Origin of the sequence: Streptomyces sp. NBC_00414 (genome assembly GCF_036038375.1) — a bacterium.
In the GTDB taxonomy this organism is placed as follows: Bacteria; Actinomycetota; Actinomycetes; order Streptomycetales; family Streptomycetaceae; genus Streptomyces.
Genome location: NZ_CP107935.1, coordinates 9,898,438 through 9,916,309, shown reverse-complemented (window position 1 = coordinate 9,916,309; position 17,872 = coordinate 9,898,438). Strand labels below are relative to the sequence as shown.

The 17,872-nt window shown below is 71.7% G+C and carries 14 protein-coding genes; 6 read left to right on the top strand and 8 right to left on the bottom strand.

What is annotated here, in order from left to right; all coding sequences use genetic code 11:
• Positions 1–54 precede the first annotated feature (54 nt).
• From OHS59_RS42430 to OHS59_RS42405, 6 genes are all read left to right on the top strand, one after another.
• Positions 55–1,347: an ABC transporter substrate-binding protein gene (locus OHS59_RS42430; protein ID WP_328498668.1), complete on the top strand. Its 1,293-nt coding sequence runs from the start codon at positions 55–57 to the stop codon at positions 1,345–1,347.
• Between the two features lie 121 nt (positions 1,348–1,468).
• Complete coding sequence (locus tag OHS59_RS42425) at positions 1,469–2,407, top strand: carbohydrate ABC transporter permease (RefSeq protein ID WP_328498667.1); 939 nt, start codon at positions 1,469–1,471, stop codon at positions 2,405–2,407.
• A gap of 15 nt (positions 2,408–2,422) precedes the next feature.
• A complete protein-coding gene (locus OHS59_RS42420; protein WP_328498666.1) occupies positions 2,423–3,250 on the top strand; it encodes a carbohydrate ABC transporter permease in 828 nt (275 codons plus the stop codon).
• The gene (locus tag OHS59_RS42415; protein WP_328498665.1) at positions 3,247–4,320 is read left to right on the top strand and encodes a LacI family DNA-binding transcriptional regulator; all 1,074 of its coding nucleotides are present in this window, start codon (positions 3,247–3,249) and stop codon (positions 4,318–4,320) included. The genes OHS59_RS42420 and OHS59_RS42415 overlap by 4 nt, the downstream gene beginning before the upstream one ends.
• 88 nt (positions 4,321–4,408) lie before the next feature.
• Positions 4,409–6,343 carry a cellulase family glycosylhydrolase gene (locus tag OHS59_RS42410; RefSeq protein WP_328498664.1) on the top strand — a complete coding sequence of 645 codons (1,935 nt, stop codon included), beginning with the start codon at positions 4,409–4,411 and terminating at the stop codon, positions 6,341–6,343.
• Positions 6,340–8,613: a glycoside hydrolase family 3 N-terminal domain-containing protein gene (locus OHS59_RS42405; protein ID WP_328498663.1), complete on the top strand. Its 2,274-nt coding sequence runs from the start codon at positions 6,340–6,342 to the stop codon at positions 8,611–8,613. The genes OHS59_RS42410 and OHS59_RS42405 overlap by 4 nt, the downstream gene beginning before the upstream one ends.
• Before the next feature lie 74 nt (positions 8,614–8,687).
• Here OHS59_RS42405 and OHS59_RS42400 read toward each other — a convergent pair whose 3' ends face one another.
• The 8 genes from OHS59_RS42400 to OHS59_RS42365 form a co-directional block, all read right to left on the bottom strand.
• Entirely contained in the window at positions 8,688–9,461 is a 774-nt protein-coding gene (locus tag OHS59_RS42400; protein ID WP_328498662.1) for a DUF4097 family beta strand repeat-containing protein, read from the bottom strand.
• A 168-nt stretch (positions 9,462–9,629) separates the two neighbouring features.
• Positions 9,630–10,865 carry an NAD(P)/FAD-dependent oxidoreductase gene (locus OHS59_RS42395; RefSeq protein ID WP_328498661.1) on the bottom strand — a complete coding sequence of 412 codons (1,236 nt, stop codon included), beginning with the start codon at positions 10,863–10,865 and terminating at the stop codon, positions 9,630–9,632.
• A gap of 113 nt (positions 10,866–10,978) precedes the next feature.
• Positions 10,979–11,923: an RNA polymerase sigma factor SigJ gene (gene sigJ, locus OHS59_RS42390; RefSeq protein ID WP_328498660.1), complete on the bottom strand. Its 945-nt coding sequence runs from the start codon at positions 11,921–11,923 to the stop codon at positions 10,979–10,981.
• Positions 11,924–11,945: 22 nt separating this feature from the next.
• A complete protein-coding gene (locus tag OHS59_RS42385) occupies positions 11,946–13,694 on the bottom strand; it encodes a glycoside hydrolase family 13 protein (protein ID WP_328498659.1) in 1,749 nt (582 codons plus the stop codon).
• Positions 13,691–14,638 (bottom strand): nitrilase-related carbon-nitrogen hydrolase, encoded by a 948-nt coding sequence (locus tag OHS59_RS42380; RefSeq protein ID WP_328498658.1) that lies wholly within the window; start codon positions 14,636–14,638, stop codon positions 13,691–13,693. Before OHS59_RS42380 ends, OHS59_RS42385 begins: the two co-directional genes overlap by 4 nt.
• Complete coding sequence (locus OHS59_RS42375; RefSeq protein ID WP_328498657.1) at positions 14,635–15,435, bottom strand: carbohydrate ABC transporter permease; 801 nt, start codon at positions 15,433–15,435, stop codon at positions 14,635–14,637. Before OHS59_RS42375 ends, OHS59_RS42380 begins: the two co-directional genes overlap by 4 nt.
• Complete coding sequence (locus OHS59_RS42370) at positions 15,432–16,478, bottom strand: carbohydrate ABC transporter permease (RefSeq protein ID WP_328498656.1); 1,047 nt, start codon at positions 16,476–16,478, stop codon at positions 15,432–15,434. The genes OHS59_RS42375 and OHS59_RS42370 overlap by 4 nt, the downstream gene beginning before the upstream one ends.
• A complete protein-coding gene (locus tag OHS59_RS42365) occupies positions 16,475–17,860 on the bottom strand; it encodes an ABC transporter substrate-binding protein (RefSeq protein ID WP_328498655.1) in 1,386 nt (461 codons plus the stop codon). Before OHS59_RS42365 ends, OHS59_RS42370 begins: the two co-directional genes overlap by 4 nt.
• Positions 17,861–17,872: the final 12 nt, after the last annotated feature.

The window sequence follows — 17,872 nt, the reverse complement described above, 5'->3', positions numbered from 1 at the left end:
CGCAGGTACATCGATTAACCACTCGTTAACCTCCATGGTTGGAGACACCCCGCTGTGCGTTCACCGCTGACTCGGCGCGGCTTCCTCGCCGCCGGTTCCGGCCTCACCGCCGCGACCGCCCTGCCCGCTCTGTCCGGCTGTTCCGCGCTGGCCGCGGCGGACTCCGATCCCGACACCCTCGTCGTGCACAGCCAGCTGGGCACCACCGCGCCGGGATCGCCCACCTATCTGGCGTCCCTGGACCGCTTCCGCAAGGAGAACCCGGGGCTCAAGGTCAAGAACCTCGTCAACGGCGACGACCTCGCCCAGGTCTACGAGACCTCACGGCTGGCCCGCAAGGAGCCGGACGTCGTCATGGTCAACCTCTACGACAAGACCCTGGCCTGGACGGATGTCGGCGCCACGGTCGACGTCAAGGACTATCTCGACGACTGGGGGCTGCGCGAGCGGGTGCTGCCCGTGGCCCTGGACGCCTGGACCGACGGCAAGGGCAGGCTGCGGGCCTTCCCCTACTTCGCCACGAACTGGCCGGTCGCCTACAACAGGTCGCTCCTCGACAAGGCGGGCGTGGACGAGATCCCGGTCACCGGCGACCAGCTGATCGCCGCGGCCCGCAAGCTGCGGGCCAAGGGCATCGGCCCCGTCACGACCGGCGGCAACGACTGGACCGGGCAGAAGCTCCTCGCCCAGATCATCCAGACCTTCCTCACCGAGGACGAGGCCCGGCACGTCTACTCCACCGGCGACTTCAGCGGGAGCAGGGGCGCGAAGGAGGGCATCGAGTACTTCGTGTCGCTGCGCGACGCCGGGGTGTTCGTCGACAAGGCCCAGGGGCTGACCTCGGACCTGATGACCACGCAGTACAACACGCAGGCCGCGGCGATCCAGTCGGCCATGTCGTCGGCGCTCGCGAAGGTGCCCGAGCCCGTCGCACGGCACACGGACGTGGCGGGCTGGCCGCTCGCCGAGGGGGCCGCCCACGACCGGCCGACGATCCTGCGGACGTACACGCTGATCGGTTTCTGGATCAGCCCGAACGGCACGAAGAAGATCGACGCGGTCGAGAAGTTCCTGCGCTTCATGTACCGCCCCGACACCGTGTCGCGGTTCATCAAGGAGAGCGGTCGCGACATGGCGCTGCGCTCCACCACGGTCAGTACGGACTTCCCGCTGGTCGCGGCCGCCCAGCGGCTGGGGGACGACGTCAGCCAGGTCCTGCTGCCCGACGTGTACGTGCCGCCGACCGCGACCCAGCCGCTGATCACCGCGACCAGTACGTCCTTCACCCGCGGGACCGGCGCCGCGAAGGTCCGCGCCGCGCTCGAAGCCGCGTACCGATCCGCGTGAGCCGCCGGCCTCCTCCCCCGCTGCCGTCTCCCTCGCGTCCGGCGCCCGAGTCCCTTCCCGCGCCCGTGCCCAGTCCTTCGCCCCAGTCCAGTCCCGCGCCCGAGTCCATCGGAGTCACCGCATGACGACGTTGACGCCCACACCGGGCGGCACCACGGTCCGCCGCCCCGGCCCGCCGTCCGCCACCCCGGGGCGGCGCCCGCCCCGGCAGGGCGGCACCGGCCTCGCCGTCCCGGCCCTGATCTGGTACCTGGTCTTCATGGTCGGGCCGATGGTCGCGATCTTCGTGGTCGCCGCCCTGCACTGGCCCGGCATGCTGCAACCGGTGTCGTTCGCCGGCCTCGGCAACGTCCGTACCGTCCTCGACGACCCGGTCTTCTGGGACGCGGTGCGCAACACCGCGGTCCAGCTCGCCGTCGCCCTGCCGATCATGATCGTGTGCGCCTACATGCTGGGCTACTACGTCGCGCAGAAACCGCCGGGACACCGTGTCATCCGCTATCTGCTCTTCATCCCGGGCCTCATCTCGACGCCGGCGAAGGCCATGGTCTTCTACGCCGCCCTGTCCCCGGACGGGCTGGCCAACGGCGCCCTGGAGTCCGTCGGACTCGGCTCACTCACCGACGCCTGGCTCGCCTCGCCGTCCACCGCGCTGGCGTGTCTGATCGCGCTGGACGTGTGGGCCGGGATCGGCTTCACCGCCGTACTGTTCGCGGCCCGTCTGGGCAGTGTGCCCGACGAACTCGGCGAGGCCGCCCAGCTCGACGGCGCCGGGCACTGGCGCACGATGTGGCTCATCCACTTCCCCGTCATCCGCGACTACGTCGGTGTCGTGACGATGCTGCAGTTCCTGTGGACGCTCTTCGGTTCCGCCCAGCACGTCCTGCTGCTCACCCAGGGCGGGCCGGGCAGCTCGTCCACCACCCTGTCGTTCCTCGTCTACCAGAAGGCGTTCATCGCGGCCGACCTGGGCTACAGCCAGACCGTCGGCGTCATCCTCTTCCTCGCCGGGCTCGTCGGACTGCTCACCATCCGTCGCGCATTCCGCCAGAACTACTGATCGGAGCCGCTCACCATGAAGCTCGGCAAGCGCTGGCTCCCCGCGCACATCCTGGTGTGGTCCTACGCGGTCCTGCTGATCGTGCCGCTGTACTACTTCCTCGCCTCGGCCTTCAAGACCAACGACGAGATCTTCGCGCACCCCTTCGCCCTGCCCACCTCGTTCGGGTCCGGCAACTTCCGCACCGCCTTCGACAGCGCCGACCTGGGACTCGCCGTCGTCAACTCGACGCTGGTGACGGTCTCCGCCCTCGTGCTGACCCTGGGCCTCGCGCTGCCCGCGGCGTTCGCGCTCGCCCGGTCCACCGGCCGGCTCGCCTCGGTCATGGAGAAGGTCTTCTCGCTCGGCTTCCTCATCCCCACCTTCGCGGCGCTCTTCCCGACCTTCCTGCTGGCCGCGGCGACCGGGCTGTTCCACACCCGTACGTTCATGGTGCTGTTCCTGCCCGCGACCGCGATGCCGCTGTCCGTGGTGATCCTGGTGCAGTTCATGCGGACCATCCCGAAGGAGATGGAGGAGGCCGCCCGCATGGACGGCGCGTCCACGTTCGCGGTCCTGCGGCACGTCTACGTCCCGATGTGCATGCCCGGCATCGCGACCGTCCTGCTGCTGAACTTCCTCACCTTCTGGAACGAGTACCTGTACTCGCTCGTGATCATCGGCCCCGACCCCGCACAACGCACCGTCCAGGTCGCGCTGCCCACCCTGAAGTCGATCACCGGGACCGACTACGGCGTCCTCACCGCGGGCACCGTCCTCACCCTCGTACCGGTGTGGGTCGTCTACACGGTGCTGCAGAAGCGCATGCAGCAGGCGCTCGTCAGCGGGGCGGTGAAGATGTGAACCCGAACTCCGAGACCGACGCGCCCGGGAAACCCGGCAGCAGGCGGCCCACCATCAAGGCCGTCGCCGCGGCAGCCGGTGTGTCCACCGCGGCCGTGTCGCAGGCCTTCAACGACAAGGGGCGGCTGTCCCCGGCGACCCGCCGCCGCATCCTGGACACCGCCCTTGAGCTGGGCTGGTCGCCGAGCGCGCCCGCCGCGGCGCTGCGCAGCGCCCGCACTCGTACGCTCGCCCTGGTCGTCCGGCGCCCCACCGACGTCCTGGGCGCGGACCCGCACTTCAGCGAACTGATCACCGGCATAGAGGGTGAACTGGCCCCGCGCGGTTACGGGTTGCTGCTGCATCTGGTCGCCGGGGCGCAGGAGGAGAACGTCCTCTACGAGCGCCTGGCCGCCGAGGGGCGGGTGGACGGCGCGGTCCTCACCGACGCACGTGCCGTCGACCCGCGTCCCGCGCTGCTGGCCCGCCTCGGCCTGCCCGCGGTGCTGCTGGGCGCTCCCGACCGCGCCGCGGCCGTGCCGAGCGTCGGCCTCGGACAGCAGGGGGCCGGCGTGGAAGAAGTCGTCGCCCACCTGCTGCAACTCGGTCACCGGCGCATCGCCTATGTGGCGGGCCCCGAGGAGTTGCAGCACACCAGACTGCGCCATGGCGCCTTCGACGCGGCCCTGCGCGAGGCGGGGGTCCGGCCGGTCGCCGTGCTGCACACCGACTTCTCGGAGGTGTCGGCCGTCGCCGCGACCGTCGCGCTGCTGGACACCCCCGACCGCCCCACGGCCATCGTCTACGCCAACGACTCCATGGCCGTGTGTGGCATGGGCGCCGCCCAGCGCGCGGGCCTGCGCGTCCCGAAGGATCTGTCGGTCGTCGGCTACGACAACCTGCCCCTGGGCCGTTGGCTCCATCCGCGGCTGACCACCGTCGACCAGCAGGTGCAGCGGGTCGGCGCGGCAGCCGCCCGGGTCCTGCTCGCCCGCTGCGGCGAGGACGTCGAGGCCGAGCGGCTCGACGACCGGCCCCGGCTGGTCGTCCGTGAGTCCACCGGCCCGGTTCCCCGAAGACCTGCCCCTTGACCCCGCCCCGGCCACCGGGCCGGACCTGTACCGCCCGGCCGCCCCGTGCCCGTACCGCACCACCCGTTCGATCGATCCGAGAAGGACCATGCGACGCCACAGCGCCCACCTGACCCACGACTCCGCCGTCTTGCCCTGGCTCGGCGCCAACTTCTGGTCCCGCACCGGCGGTCCTCTGATGTGGCGCGACTACGACCCCAAGACGGTCCGCGAAGAGCTTGCGGTGCTGCGCGAGCACGGTCTGACCATGACGCGCTCGTTCTTCTACTGGCCCGACTTCCATCCCGAGCCGCACCGCGTCGACGAGACCCTGTGCGAGCGGTTCGCGGACTTCCTCGACGCGCACACCGAGGCGGGCATGGGCACCGTGCCCACCTTCATCGTCGGCCACATGTCCGGCGAGAACTGGGACCCCGTCTGGCGCGGAGGGCGTGACCTGTACGAGGACGTGTGGATGGTGGGCCGCCAGGCGTGGTTCGCGTCGCAGATGACCCGGCGGTTCAAGGACCATCCCGCGGTCACCGGCTGGCTCATCACCAACGAGATGCCCGGCTACGGCCGCGTCTACCAGGAGAACCCGCCCTCCTCCGACGTCGTGACCGCCTGGGCGCAGGCCATGTGCAACGCCGTGCGGGCCGCCGGCGGGACCCAGCCCGTCTCGCTCGGGGACGGCGCCTGGGGCATCGAGGTGACCGGCCGCGACAACGGCTTCTCGCTCCGCGACACCGCCGAGTACGTCGACTTCGTCGGCCCGCACGTCTACCGCTCGGACACGGACCGGCCGCGCCAGCACCACCGGGCGGCCTTCGAGTGCGAGCTCGCGTCGGTGGCGGAACAGCCGGTCGTGCTGGAGGAGTTCGGCCTGTCCACCGACACCGTGTCCGCGGAGAACGCCGGGGTCTACTACCGGCAGACCCTGCACAACAGCCTGCTGGGCGGTGCCACGGGCTGGATCGCCTGGAACAACACCGACTACGACGACCTGCGGGACCGTTCGCCGTACGATCACCACCCCTTCGAGATGCACTTCGGCATCACGGACAGCGAGGGCGCGCCGAAGGCTCCGCTGCTCGAACTGGCCGAGTTCGCCGTTGTGTTGAAGGCCGTCGACTTCGCCCGCTGCCGACGGGCGGACTCCGACGCCGCCCTGGTCGTGCCCGCGTTCCTGGAGCGCGGTTACCCCTACAGCAGGCCCGCCGACCGCCCGCTGATCTTCACTTCGCTGCACCAAGCGTACGTCGCAGCGCGCGCCGCCGACCTGCCCGCCGGACTCGTCCGCGAGGCCGACCACCTCCCCGGCCGAGCCAAGCTCTATCTGCTGCCCGCGACCCGGCAGTTGACGGCCCGCACCCGCCGTGAACTGGCGCGCCGGGCGGAGGAGGGGGCGACGGTCTACCTGTCGTTCTGCTCCGGTGAGCATCCCGGCACGCGCGGGCCGTGGTTCGACGACCTCGACGGCCTGTTCGGCGTCGAACTGCAACTGTCGTACGGGGTCGCCGAGCCCATCACCGACGACGTGCTGGAGATGACCTTCACCGAGGACTTCGGCCCCCTCTCCGCGGGCGAGACCCTCACGTTCCCGGTGGCGGGCAACGAGGACAGCCGCGCCTATCTGCCGGTGGTCCCCCGCGACGCCCGGGTGGTCGCCGTGGACGCGCACGGCCGCCCCGCCCTGCTCGTACGCGAGACCGGACGGGGTCGGACGGTCCTGGCGACCTACCCGCTGGAGCACATGGCCGCCCGCACCGCCCACGTCAACCCCGAGCAGACCCACCGCCTGTACGCGGCGCTCGCCGACGTCGCGGGAGCCGCCCGACCGGTCACCGTCGACAGCCCGTACGTGGGCGCCGACCTGCTCGTCCACGAGGACGGACGGCGCTTCGTGTGGCTGGTCAGCCAGTCGGCCGACGAGCTGACGGTGCGCCCGGAGGCGGCCGGCACCCTGCGTGACCTCGGCTCCGGCGACCAGGTCACGGACGTGCGGATCGCCCCGTACGGGGTCGTCGTCCTGGAGCTGACATGACCCGGCCCCTCTACCGGGACCCGGACGCGCCGGTGGAGGCCCGGGTGCGGGACCTGCTGGGCCGTATGACCCTCCAGGAGAAGGTCGGCCAGGTCAACCAGCGTCTGTACGGCTGGGACGCCTACGAGCGGACCTCCTCGGGTGAACACCGGCTCACCGAGGCCTTCCACGCGGAAGTGGCCGCGTACGACGGCATGGGCGCCCTGTACGGGCTGCAGCGCGCCGACCCCTGGTCCGGGGTGGGATTCGCGGACGGCATCACGGCGGCCGACGGCGCCCGGGTCTCCGACGACGTACAGCGGCACGTCGTGGAGAACACCCGGCTGGGGGTGCCGGCGCTGTTCGTGGAGGAGGTGCCGCACGGCCACCAGTCCCTCGACGGCACCGTCCTGCCGGTGAACCTCGCGGTGGGCGCCACCTGGGACCCCGGCCTGTACGAGGCGGCGGCCGAGGCCGTGGGCGCCGAACTGCGGGCCCGCGGCGGCCATGTGGCGCTCGTGTCGGCGCTCGACCTGGTGCGCGACCCGCGCTGGGGCCGCGCCGAGGAGTGCTTCGGCGAGGACCCGTATCTGGCGGCCCGGTTCACGGAGGCGCTGGTACGCGGCATGCGCCGGGCACGGACGGCGGTGGTCCTCAAGCATTTCGCCGGGCAGGGTGCCACGGTCGGCGGACGCAACAGCGCGGCCACCGAGCTCGGCCCTCGGGAACTCCACGAGATCCACCTCGCGGCGGCGCGCGCGGGCGTCCGGGCCGGCGCGGCGGGCGTGATGGCGGCGTACAACGAACTGGACGGACTGCCCTGCGTCGCCAGCCACCCCCTGCTGACCGGGCTCCTGCGCGACCGGTGGGGCTACGACGGGATCGTCATGGCGGACGGCGGCGCCATCGACCGGCTGGTCCGGCTCACCGGCGACCCGGTGGCCGCGGGCGCCATGGCTCTGGCGGCGGGCTGCGACCTGAGCCTGTGGGACGCCGCCTTCCCGCGACTGGCCGAGGCCGTCACCCGTGGACTCGTCCCCGAGGCCACACTCGACACCGCCGTCGCCCGGGTCCTCACGCTCAAGTTCCGGCTGGGCCTCTTCGAGCAACCGTACGCGTCCGGGCGCCCCGTCCACGAAACCGCCTTCCCGGTACGGGAGTTGAGCGAGCGGATCGCCCGAGCCTCCGTCCTCCTGCTCGAACACGACGGACACACCCTGCCGTTGACGCCCTCCACCCGGCGGATCACCGTGCTGGGCCCCAACGCCGACTCAGTACCGCAGCAGATCGGCGACTACACCGCACCGCAGCGGCCCGGCACCGGTATCACCGTGCTGCAGGGCATCCGCGCGTCTGCTCCCGAGGGTGTCAAGGTCACTCATGCCGCCGGGTGCGCGCTGACCGGCGGCGACCTCTCCGCGATCCCCGTGGCGGTCGGCCTGGCCGCCGCGGCGGACGTGGCCCTGCTCGTGCTGGGCGGGTCCAGCGCCCGCGACGGCGCCACGTCGTTCGACGACAACGGCGCGGCGCAGGTCGGTTCGGCCGCGCCGACCGGCATGACCTGCGGCGAGGGCGTCGACCTCGCCGAACTCGCTTTGCCCGCAGCACAGTTGCGGCTGATCGAGGCCGTGGCCGCCACGGGCACTCCTGTCGTCGTGGTCCTGATCCAGGGACGCCCGCACGCGCTGCCGGATCTCTCCGGGACCGCGGGCGCCGTACTGAGCGCGTGGTACCCGGGACCGTGGGGCGGCCGTGCCGTCGCCGACGTCCTCTTCGGCCGGGCGGAGCCGGAGGGCAGGCTCCCCGTGTCGGTACCGCGCTCGGCGGCGCACCTGCCCGTCCACTACAACGGCAAGGACCACGGCTATCGGGGTTACGTCGATCAACCGGCCACCGCACGCCACCCGTTCGGCCACGGGCTGTCGTACACGACGGTGTCCTACGGCGCGCCGAAGCTGTCGCGTGCGGCCGTACCGGTGGACGCGCCCGCGCTGACCTGCACGGTCGCCGTCACCAACACGGGCGACCGGCCGGTGTGCGAGACGGTGCAGCTGTACGTGCGGCGGGTGTCGGGCGGCTCGTCGTGGCCCAGGACGAGGGAGCTGCGCGGGTTCGCCCGTGTCCGGCTCGGGCCCGGTGAGACCGGTGAGGCCGTGTTCGGCATCGACGCGGACACGCTCGGTTCGGTGAGGCGTGACCTCACGGTGGGCGTGGAGGCGGGTGAACTGCTGCTGGAGACCGGCCCTTCGTCCGGTAGCGCCGGCGGGGTGCCCCTCACCGTCGAACCCTGATCCCTGATCCCTGATCCCTGGCCGCTGGTCGCTGGGCCCTGATCCCTGAGCCCCTGGCATTCGACGGTACGCGTCTACTCCACGCCTGCTGTGACATCACCGTTGACGGTCGTGAGCGTCATGCTGTGGTCGTCGTCCTCGCCGGTGGGGACGGTGACCGAGGGGCGGCCGTTTTCGGTGGTCGCCGCGACCCGGTAGGCGGGTGCGCCGTGCGGCAGCATGACCCGGACCGAGCCGTTGGTGGACAGGGCGCCGACGCCGTCCGGCGCCGTGGCGCAGTCGAGCGTCACGTCGCCGTTCACCGTTTCGGCGTGCACCTCGTCGGCCCGCAGGGTGCCCGCGCGCACGGATCCGTTGCGGGTCTCCAGCCTGACGGCGGCGTCGGATCGGCCCGACCTGGTCACGGTCACATCGCCGTTGACGGTCGTGAGGTCCAGTGCGGCCGGGACACCTGCCACGTCGATACCCGCGTTACGGGCCGAGACGGTGACGGACGTGCCCTTCGGGACGTCGACCTCGGGCATCCGGGCACACTCCTCACCGTGGGCGCCCTGCTTCCCCCGCTTCGGGCAGGACAGGTCGAGCACCCAGGTGTCGTCCCGGTGCGACCACTCGTGCCGGATCCGCCCGCCCACGCCGACCCGGTCACCGTCGGCGGGCCGCAGCCGTACCCCGTTGTCGGTGGTGATCACCAGGTCGGCGTCCCGGGCCACGGCCTGCTGTGCCGCGGCTCCCCATGCGCCTTCGTCGTCGCTTCCGTGGTGGCCACCGCCGCACGCCGCGACGAGAGGGACGATCGCCGTCAGGGCAACCAGGCACCGTGCGCGGGTCGTTGTCGTTGCGTCCATGCCCGGTCGGTTTCCCCCTGCCCGCGCATCCATGACTCCTGGTGCTTCCGCATGGCACCTGGTGCCTCGCGAGAACACCTCCGGGCGCGGGTCCGGCATGACACGGGGCCGCCGGTCGGCGCACGGCGGGCGCCCGGTGTCGCCTGGGCGCCCGCTGCCCCGTACGCGTCAGGCCGCCGCCTTCTCGGCCGCGCCCGCCCGGGCCGCCTCCCCCACGACGTGGCGGCGCCGGGCGGGCAGACCGAGGGTCGGGTTGGCGACACCCCAGGCCGCGCCCTTGCAGATCAACTCCTTGTAGACGGCGGCCAGTCGGCCGGTCAGGGCCGCGTCCACAGCTCGGTCGTCGGCGGTGACGTACTGGATCAGGCCCTCCCTGCGGCCCAGCGAGATGCACTGGTTGTAGTACCTGACCGTCATGTTCGGCAGTTTCCCGCCGGTCAGGCGTGCCGCGATGGCGTCGGCGGCCTGCCACGCGGCGGGTGTGCCCGAGGCGCACGACATCCGCAGCGGCTTGTCGCCGGGACCCATCGCCATGGCCGCGTCGCCGACGACGTACACGTCCGGGTGCGAGAGCGAGCGCATGGTCCTGTCGACCACGATCTGGCCGGTACCGGTGATCTCCAGGGTGGTGGCCTGCGCGATCGGGTGGACCGCGAAGCCGGTAGTCCACACGGTGACCGCGGCGGGGATGGCCGGGCCGTCGGCGGTGGTGACGCGGTCGGCCTCGACGCCGGTGACGGCGGCATGCTCGTGCACGGTGATGCCGAGCTTGCCGACGACCTTGTGCAGATGGCTACGGCCCTTGACGGAGAGCCAGTCGCCGAGGCCGCCGCGGGCGACGAGGGAGACAGCGAGGTCGGGGCGGGCCTCGGCCAGCTCCGTCGCGGCCTCCACACCCGTGAGACCGGCGCCGACGACGACCACGGGCTGTCCGGCGTCCAGGCCTGCCAGCCGCTCGCGCAACCGGAGTGCTCCGGGCCGGCTCGCGATCTGGTGGGCGTGCTCGGCGGTGCCGGCGACGCCCTGGTCGTTCCAGCGGCTGCCGAGGGCGTACACCAGGGTGTCGTACGGCAGTTGTTCGGCGTCGCCGTGCTCCTCGGCGCCGCCCGCCCGCTCGGCGCCGCTCCCCTGCTCGACGACGGTGACCGTCTTGCGGTCGGCGTCGACGCCGGTGACCTTCGCGATCCGCAGCTCGACGCCGGTCCCCTCGAACATCTCGCTCAAGGGCCGGGGCCTCAGGTCCTGGCCGACCGCGAGCTGGTGCATGCGGACGCGTTCGACGAAGTCGGGTTCGGCGTTGACGAGGGTGATGGCCACGTCGTCGTGGTGCAGGCGCTTGGCGAGGCGGCCGGCCGCGATGGCTCCGGTGTATCCGGCGCCGAGAACGATGATGCGGTGCTGCATGGTTGACTCCTGTCTGCGCAGGTCCGACCCGTGTCGAGCCCGGTTTCGCCCCTTGAACCGGGCAGCACGCCGATTCCTGACAGGAACCGCATGTGAAGCAGCTCACACCGGCGTCAGAAGGCGCGGAACAGGGGCTCTCCGTGGTCGGCCGCAGCCCACAGCCCCGTCGCGCGTTCCAGCTTGTCGGGGTTGACCTGGCTACGGAACGCGGCGATGCCCTCGGGGGTGACCTCCAGACACGTGATGCCGATGACCCTGCCCTCGACGACGGCCACGAAGGCGGGGCCACCGTTGGCGGTCGTCGCGTAGATCTCGGCCGAGCCGCCGAGCAGCGCGCGCTTGGCCGGTGTCGGCTTGAACAGGCCCCGCATGAACCTCGCGACCGCGAGAGCGCCCTCGAACGGCGTGGCCCGGGCCGGGACCTTCCCGCCGCCGTCCCCGACCGAGACGGCGTCGGCGGTGAGCAGCCGCACAAGGGGCTCGGTCTTTCCCGTGGTGGCTGCCGACAGGAACTCCTCGACGATCCGCCGGGCGGCGGCCCCGTCGATCTCGGCGCGGGCCCTGCCGGCCGCGATGTGCCGCTTGGCGCGGTGGAAGATCTGCTGACTGCCCGCCTCGGTGATGCCGAGGATCTCGGCGATCTCCCGGTGCGGGTAGTCGAAGGCCTCCCGCAGCACGTACACGGCCCGCTCGTTGGGAGACAGTCGCTCCATGAGGGTCAGGACCGCGTACGAGAGCGACTCGCGCTGCTCGGCGGTTCCCGCGGGGCCGAGCATCGGGTCCCCGTCGAGCAGCGGCTCGGGAAGCCACTGCCCCACGTACCTCTCACGCCGTGCGCGGGCCGAGGTGAGCTGGTTGAGGCACAGGTTGGTGAGCACCTTCGTCAGCCAGGCCTCCAGGACCTCGATGCGCTCGACGTCGGCGGCCTGCCACCGCAGGTACGTCTCCTGCACGACGTCCTCGGCCTCGCTCGCGGAGCCGAGGAGGCGGTAGGCGATGGCCTCCAGCCGAGGCCTCAACGTCTCGAACCTGTCCACGTCCTGCACGGTCAGCGGCATGACTCGGATCCTAACCGCCCCGCTACCGCACGGTGTTGGCCTCCCCCGTGGTGAACCAGACCGTGGCGTCCGGGGGTACGTGTCTGGTCACCGGCTCGGACGCGGCCAGGACGTGTACGGCGGGAGGCAGCGGGACAGGGTGCTCGCCGAGGTTGGCGACGACCTGGACGGAGCCGTTTTCGAGGTGCAGGACGTCGTCGTCTCCGAGGTGGGGGAGGTCGTCGATCCCGGGGTGCGGGGCGTCGTCGGGAGGAGTCACCCACTTGAGGGTCCCCTCCCCCAGCCGGTGGCGGCGGCGCAGGTCCAGCAGGGTGCGGTACAGCTCCAGCGTCGACTCCGGACGTCCGCGCTGTGCGGCCACGGCGTACGAGCCGTAGTCGGCGGGCTGGGGCAGCCAGGTGTCGGGGCCGGTGCCGAAGCCGAAGGCGGGACCCTCCTCGGTCCATGGCAGAGGAACCCGGCAGCCGTCGCGTCCGCGGATGCGGTGCCCGGAGCGTTCCCACACCGGGTCCTGGCGTGCCTCGTCCGGCAGAGCGGTCACCTCGGGCAGGCCCAGTTCCTCCCCCTGGTACAGATAGGCGGACCCGGGCAGCGCCAGCATGAGCGCGGTGGCCGCTCGCGCCCGGCGCAGACCCAGCGGACGGTCGGGCTGCGGGTCGTCCGCGCCCACGCCGTGTTCCAGCTCGACCTGTCCGTCGTACCCGAAGCGGCTCGCGTGGCGCATCACGTCGTGGTTGGACAGCACCCAGGTGGTCGGGGCGCCGACCGCGTCGTTGGCCGCCAGCGAGTCGTCGATGACGCCCCGCAGGGGAGCCGCCTCCCAAGGCGTCTCCAGGAAGCGGAAGTTGAACGCCTGGTGCATCTCGTCGGCGCGGATGATCCGGGCGGCCCGCTCCGGCGGCAGCCACGCTTCGGCGCACAGGATGCGCCGTCCGTCGTAGGTGTCCAGCAGCCGGCGCCAGCTCCGGAAGATCTCGTGGATGCCCTCCTGGTCCCACATGGGAGGCATCACGCCGTCGACGGGTTCGATCACCCCGTGGGTCGGCCGGGGCCAGTCGGGCAGACCGGGGGCCTTGACCAGGGCGTCGCACACGTCGACGCGGAAGCCGTCGACACCGCGGTCGAGCCAGAACCGCAGCGTCCGCTCGAAGTCCTCCCGCACCGCGGGGTTGTCCCAGTTCCAGTCGGGCTGGGAGGAGTCGAACAGGTGCAGATACCACTGGCCGGGGCGGCCGTCGGCCTCGGTGATCCTGGTCCAGGCGGGCCCTTCGAACATCGACGTCCAGTCGCCCGGCGGCAGGAAGCCGTCCGGTCCGAGGCCGTCGCGGAAGTGGAACAGGGCCCGCTCGTCGCTGCCGGGCCCGGCGGCCAGCGCGGCACGGAACGCGGCGTGCTCCGAGGAGCAGTGGTTCGGCACGAGGTCGACGATCACACGGATGCCCAGCCCGTGGGCGCGCGCCAGGAGTGCGTCAAAGTCGGCGAGCGTGCCGTAACGCGGGTCCACCGCGCGGTAGTCGGCCACGTCGTAGCCGCCGTCGCGCTGCGGTGAGGGGTAGAACGGGGAGAGCCACAGGGCGTCGACCCCGAGATCCGCCAGGTGGTCGAGCCGCCCGGCGATGCCGGGCAGGTCACCGGTGCCGTCACCGTCGCCGTCGGCGAACGAGCGCGGGTAGATCTGGTAGATGACGGCGGTCCGCCACCAGTCGTCGTCGGCCGGCCCGGACGGCGGACCGGCCTGGGCGGCTGCGGGAGTGGAGTCTGCCGTGGTCATAGCAGCGGGGTCTCCTGTGTGTAGATGTCGGGCCGGCGGTCGCCGAGCAGGTCGTTGTGCGGGGAGAGGGCCTTGTCGCGGGACAGGTGGAGGAAGAGGTCGGCCACGGCCCGCTGCTCCGAAGCGCTCGCGGCGTCGGAAGCGGCACTCGGAGCGCTCGCGGCCTCGGAAGCGGCACTCGGCGCGGTCGCCGCGGTGGAAGCGGCGCTCGGGGCGCTCGCGGTGGACGTGAGCCATCCGTACTGGTCGATGACCGCTGTGCCCTGCGTCCACTGCTGTCCGCGCTCGACGCCGCTGCGGTCCGCGCAGGCGATGAAGACGCCGTTGGCGCGTGCGGCGGACTGGGCCTGGATGATCTCCGCCGGGTACTGACCGGCCGGATGCTCGACCAGCGGCCAGTTGGTCGGCACGGCTATCAGGTCGGCGCCGGCGAGTGCGAGTCGGCGGGGCATCTCCGCGAACTCAAGGTCGTAGCAGATCAGTACACCGATGCGGCCGTGTGCCGTGTCGACCACCGGCGGGGTCCGGTCGCCGGGGGTGAAGAAGAGCGTCTCCCGGTCCCACAGGTGGGTCTTGCGGTAGACGGCCCGCACTCCGCTCGCGTCGACCACGGCGGCGCTGTTGTACAGCGTGTCGCCCGCGTCCTGGCAGAAGCCCAGGACGACGACACCCCGTGTACCGGCGAGCAGCGCGCTCAGCTCGGTGAAGAAGGGGTCCTCGACGGTGATCGCGGTGGTCCGGGCCTCCTCGGCGGTCTCGAACACGTAGCCGGAGGTGACCAGTTCGGGGAGGACGACGATGTCGGCCCCGTCGGCCAGGGCGCGCCGGACCGCGTCCAGGGCCAGCCCCTTGTTGTACGTCAGGTCGCCGACCCGTGGCGCCAACTGCTCGCACACGACGCGGGTCACCTCGGTCTTGGCGGAAGGCCGACGGGCGACGGTCATTTCACCGCTCCTTCGGTGAGGCCGGTGATCAGGCGCCGTTGCAGGACGGTGTACGCCAGCAGGACCGGAAGGGCGACGAGGACGGCGGCCGCCGCGGTGACGGCGGGGTCGCTGGAGCGGGCGGCCCCGGAGAAGAAGGACAGCGCCAGCGGGACGGTCTGCACGGCCGCGTTGTCGGGGACGAGGATGAGGGCCAGCAGGAACTCGTTCCAGGTGAACAGGAAGAGCACCGTGCCCAGGGTCGTCAGGGCGGGCCCGGCGATGGGCAGCACGACCAGCCGCAGCGTCTGGAACCTGTTCGTGCCGTCGATGCGCGCAGCTTCGAGCAGTTCCTGCGGGACCGAGGCGAAGAACGTGCGCATCCAGAGCACCCCGAGCGGGACCGACAGGGCGATCTGCGGAAGGATCAGCGCCCAGTAGGTGTCGACGAGGTTCCAGCCCGCGAGCAGTTCGTAGAGGGGCAGCACGGTGACCTCGTACGGGAGGACGAGGCCGAGCAGGAGCAGTCCCAGGATGACCTTGCCGCCGGGGACGCGCATGGTGGCCAGGGCGTAGCCGGCGAGGCTCGCGAGGATCACGGTGACCACGACGACGGTGACGGACACCAGCGCGCTCGACAGCAGCGCGGAGCCGAAGCGGCCCTGGGTCCAGGCCGTCGAGTAGCTGGACAGGGACAGTCCGCCGGAGGAGCCGTCGAACGAGGAGACGACGATCGACACCAGCGGGAAGACGGCGACGACGGACGCGAGGACGAGCAGCGCGTGCGTGGTGACGCTCTCGGTACGGGCGGTCCTCATGGCTGCACCTTCCTGGCCGGCCGGGCGGGACCACGGCGTACGGATCCGCCGCGTACGGGCCGGCGGCGCATGGGACCGCGGCCCGTGCCGTCGCGTTCCCGCAGCAGGAGCTGTACGGCGACCACGACGACGAGGATGACCACGGTGAGCACGATGGCCAGGGCGGAGGCCCGGCCGAGCATGCGGTTCTGGAACGCGTCCTGGTAGACGTACAGGCTGGGCACGGTGGTGGAGGTGCCGGGGCCGCCGCGGGTGGTGTTCCAGATGAGGTCGAAGTTGCGCAGGGCGAAGGTGACCGTGAGGATCAGCGCGATGGAGATCTGCGGGCGCAGGGCGGGCAGGGTGATGGAGAAGAACTCCCGTACCGCTCCGGCGCCGTCCAGCCGGGCCGCCTCGTAGGTCGAGCGGTCGATGGCCACGATGCCGCTGAGGAAGAGCACCATGCACAGGCCGTACTCCACCCAGGTGCCGACCACTCCGATCGAGGGCAGCGCGGTGTCGAAGTTCCCCAGCCAGCTCGTCGTGAAGCGGCCCAGGCCCACGGTCCGCAGCATCGCGTTGACCGGTCCGTCCTCGGCGAGGAGGTTCCGCCAGGCGACGGCCACGACCACGCTGGAGAGGATCTGCGGCACGAAGAGCACCGCCCGGAACAGTGTCAGCCCGTACACGCGGATGCGGGACATGGCTCCGGCGAGCAGGAGGCCGACGGCCACCGGCAGGGCGGCGTAGAAGAACAGCAGGACCAGCGAGTGCAGCAGCGCGGCGCGCAGGTCGGGGTCGGTGAAGACGGCCGTGTAGTTGCCGAAGCCGACCGGTGTGCCCTCGGTGAGGCCGTCGTACGCGTAGAACGAGTACCAGACCGAGATACCGATGGGGTACAGGACGAAGACGGCGAAGAACGCCAGCGCCGGAGCCACGTACAGCAGCGAGGACCAGGAGTACGAGGACAGGGAGCCGCGGTGGCGGCGCGGTCCGCGGGTCCGGCCGGTGCCGGTCGCCGCGGGCGCCGTGCCGCGTTCTCGAGCGGGGGCGACGGTGCTCACTTCGACTCCCTCGCCTTGAGCCAGGAGTCCTGGACCGCCTTCGTGAAGGCGGCTCCGCTCGTACGGCCGGCCATGACCTCCTGGAGTCCGCCTCCCATCACACCGAGCATGTCGGTGGCGCTCCAGTCGTAGTAGCCGACCTGCGTGCCCGCGGCGATCGTGCGCTTCAGCACGTCGAGGGTCTGGCTCTGCAGGCTGTTCGCGCCCTTCACACCGTCGGTGACGACGGGCAGCCGGCCGGTGTCGAGGATCTTCTGGCCGGTCGCGGGTGTGTGCAGAGCGGCGAGGAAGGCGACGGCGGCGGGGGTGGCCTTGGAGGAGGCGGCGATGTGCCACGGCGAGGCGGTGGCTCCGGCGCCGCCGGTGGTGAGCGCGCCGAAGCCGAACTTCTCGGGGTCGAGCTTGGCGCCGTTCCAGGAGCCCCCGACGAAGAAGGCGCCCGAACCCTTGGCGAACCGGGCGATCGCGTCCTCGTTGCTGAGGCCGTCGTAACCGGAGCCGAAGTAGCCCTTCTTCGCCCAGTCGGCCATGGTGGCGGCAGCCTTCTCGTTCCCGTCGGTGGCGAAGGTCGTGCCGGCCTTGCCGCCGATCCAGTCGCTGATGGAGGCGGGGCTCTGCTCGGTGACGGCGAGGTCGGAGAAGATGTGGGTGGCGGCGTACTGGTCACTGTTGCCCAGCATGACGGGCTGCTCGCCGGCCTTCTCGACGACCGGCAGCGCCTTTTCGAGGTCGCTCAGGGACTGCGGCGGTTCCAGGTCGAGGGATTTCAGCAGGGCCTTGTTGTAGTAGATGCCCTGCACCTCGCTGATCGGGGACATCCCGTAGAGGTTGCCGTCGCCGAAGGCGGTCCCGGCGCTGTTCCAGCGGGCCGGTGCCAGGGTGCTCGCGCCGGTGCCCGTGAGCCAGCCGTAGGTCGCGGCCACGTCGTCGAGCGGGCGGACCAGCTTGGCCTTGACCAGGGCCCCGTCGACCGCGTAGCCGATGTTGCCCTGGAACAGGTCGGGCGGGGTGCTGCCGGAGGCGGCGTTGACGACGGTCGCGATGAGGTCGTCGAAGCTCTTGTAGGTGATGTCGACGGTGACGTTCGGGTACTTCTTCTCGAAGGCCGGGACGACCGATCTCATCAGCGGCTTCTCGGCCTGGTCCGCCCACATCCGCAGGGTGACGTCGCCGAGGGCGGCGACCTGCGCGGTGGTCACGGGCTCGGTGACGAAGGACTGCGTCCCGGCGGTGGCGGACTTCCCCGCGCCGGGCGCACCGCACCCGGCGCTGACGAGGACCGCGGCCAGGGCGACGGCCGCGGCGGCGCCCCGGGCACGGCGGGGCGCGCCCGCTCTCTCGCGGAATACGAGGCGGCGTACCTCACGACGTACGGATTTCATCCGGTGCACCGT

What these genes read in the sequence shown, in the direction of transcription:
- OHS59_RS42425 (WP_328498667.1), top strand. Translation starts at nt 1,469, where the DNA reads ATGACGACGTTGACGCCCACACCGGGCGGCACCACGGTCCGCCGCCCC.
- OHS59_RS42420 (WP_328498666.1), top strand. Translation starts at nt 2,423, where the DNA reads ATGAAGCTCGGCAAGCGCTGGCTCCCCGCGCACATCCTGGTGTGGTCC.
- OHS59_RS42410 (WP_328498664.1), top strand. Translation starts at nt 4,409, where the DNA reads ATGCGACGCCACAGCGCCCACCTGACCCACGACTCCGCCGTCTTGCCC.
- OHS59_RS42405 (WP_328498663.1), top strand. Translation starts at nt 6,340, where the DNA reads ATGACCCGGCCCCTCTACCGGGACCCGGACGCGCCGGTGGAGGCCCGG.
- OHS59_RS42400 (WP_328498662.1), bottom strand. Translation starts at nt 9,461, where the DNA reads ATGGACGCAACGACAACGACCCGCGCACGGTGCCTGGTTGCCCTGACG.
- OHS59_RS42395 (WP_328498661.1), bottom strand. Translation starts at nt 10,865, where the DNA reads ATGCAGCACCGCATCATCGTTCTCGGCGCCGGATACACCGGAGCCATC.
- sigJ (WP_328498660.1), bottom strand. Translation starts at nt 11,923, where the DNA reads ATGCCGCTGACCGTGCAGGACGTGGACAGGTTCGAGACGTTGAGGCCT.
- OHS59_RS42385 (WP_328498659.1), bottom strand. Translation starts at nt 13,694, where the DNA reads ATGACCACGGCAGACTCCACTCCCGCAGCCGCCCAGGCCGGTCCGCCG.
- OHS59_RS42380 (WP_328498658.1), bottom strand. Translation starts at nt 14,638, where the DNA reads ATGACCGTCGCCCGTCGGCCTTCCGCCAAGACCGAGGTGACCCGCGTC.
- OHS59_RS42375 (WP_328498657.1), bottom strand. Translation starts at nt 15,435, where the DNA reads ATGAGGACCGCCCGTACCGAGAGCGTCACCACGCACGCGCTGCTCGTC.
- OHS59_RS42365 (WP_328498655.1), bottom strand. Translation starts at nt 17,860, where the DNA reads ATGAAATCCGTACGTCGTGAGGTACGCCGCCTCGTATTCCGCGAGAGA.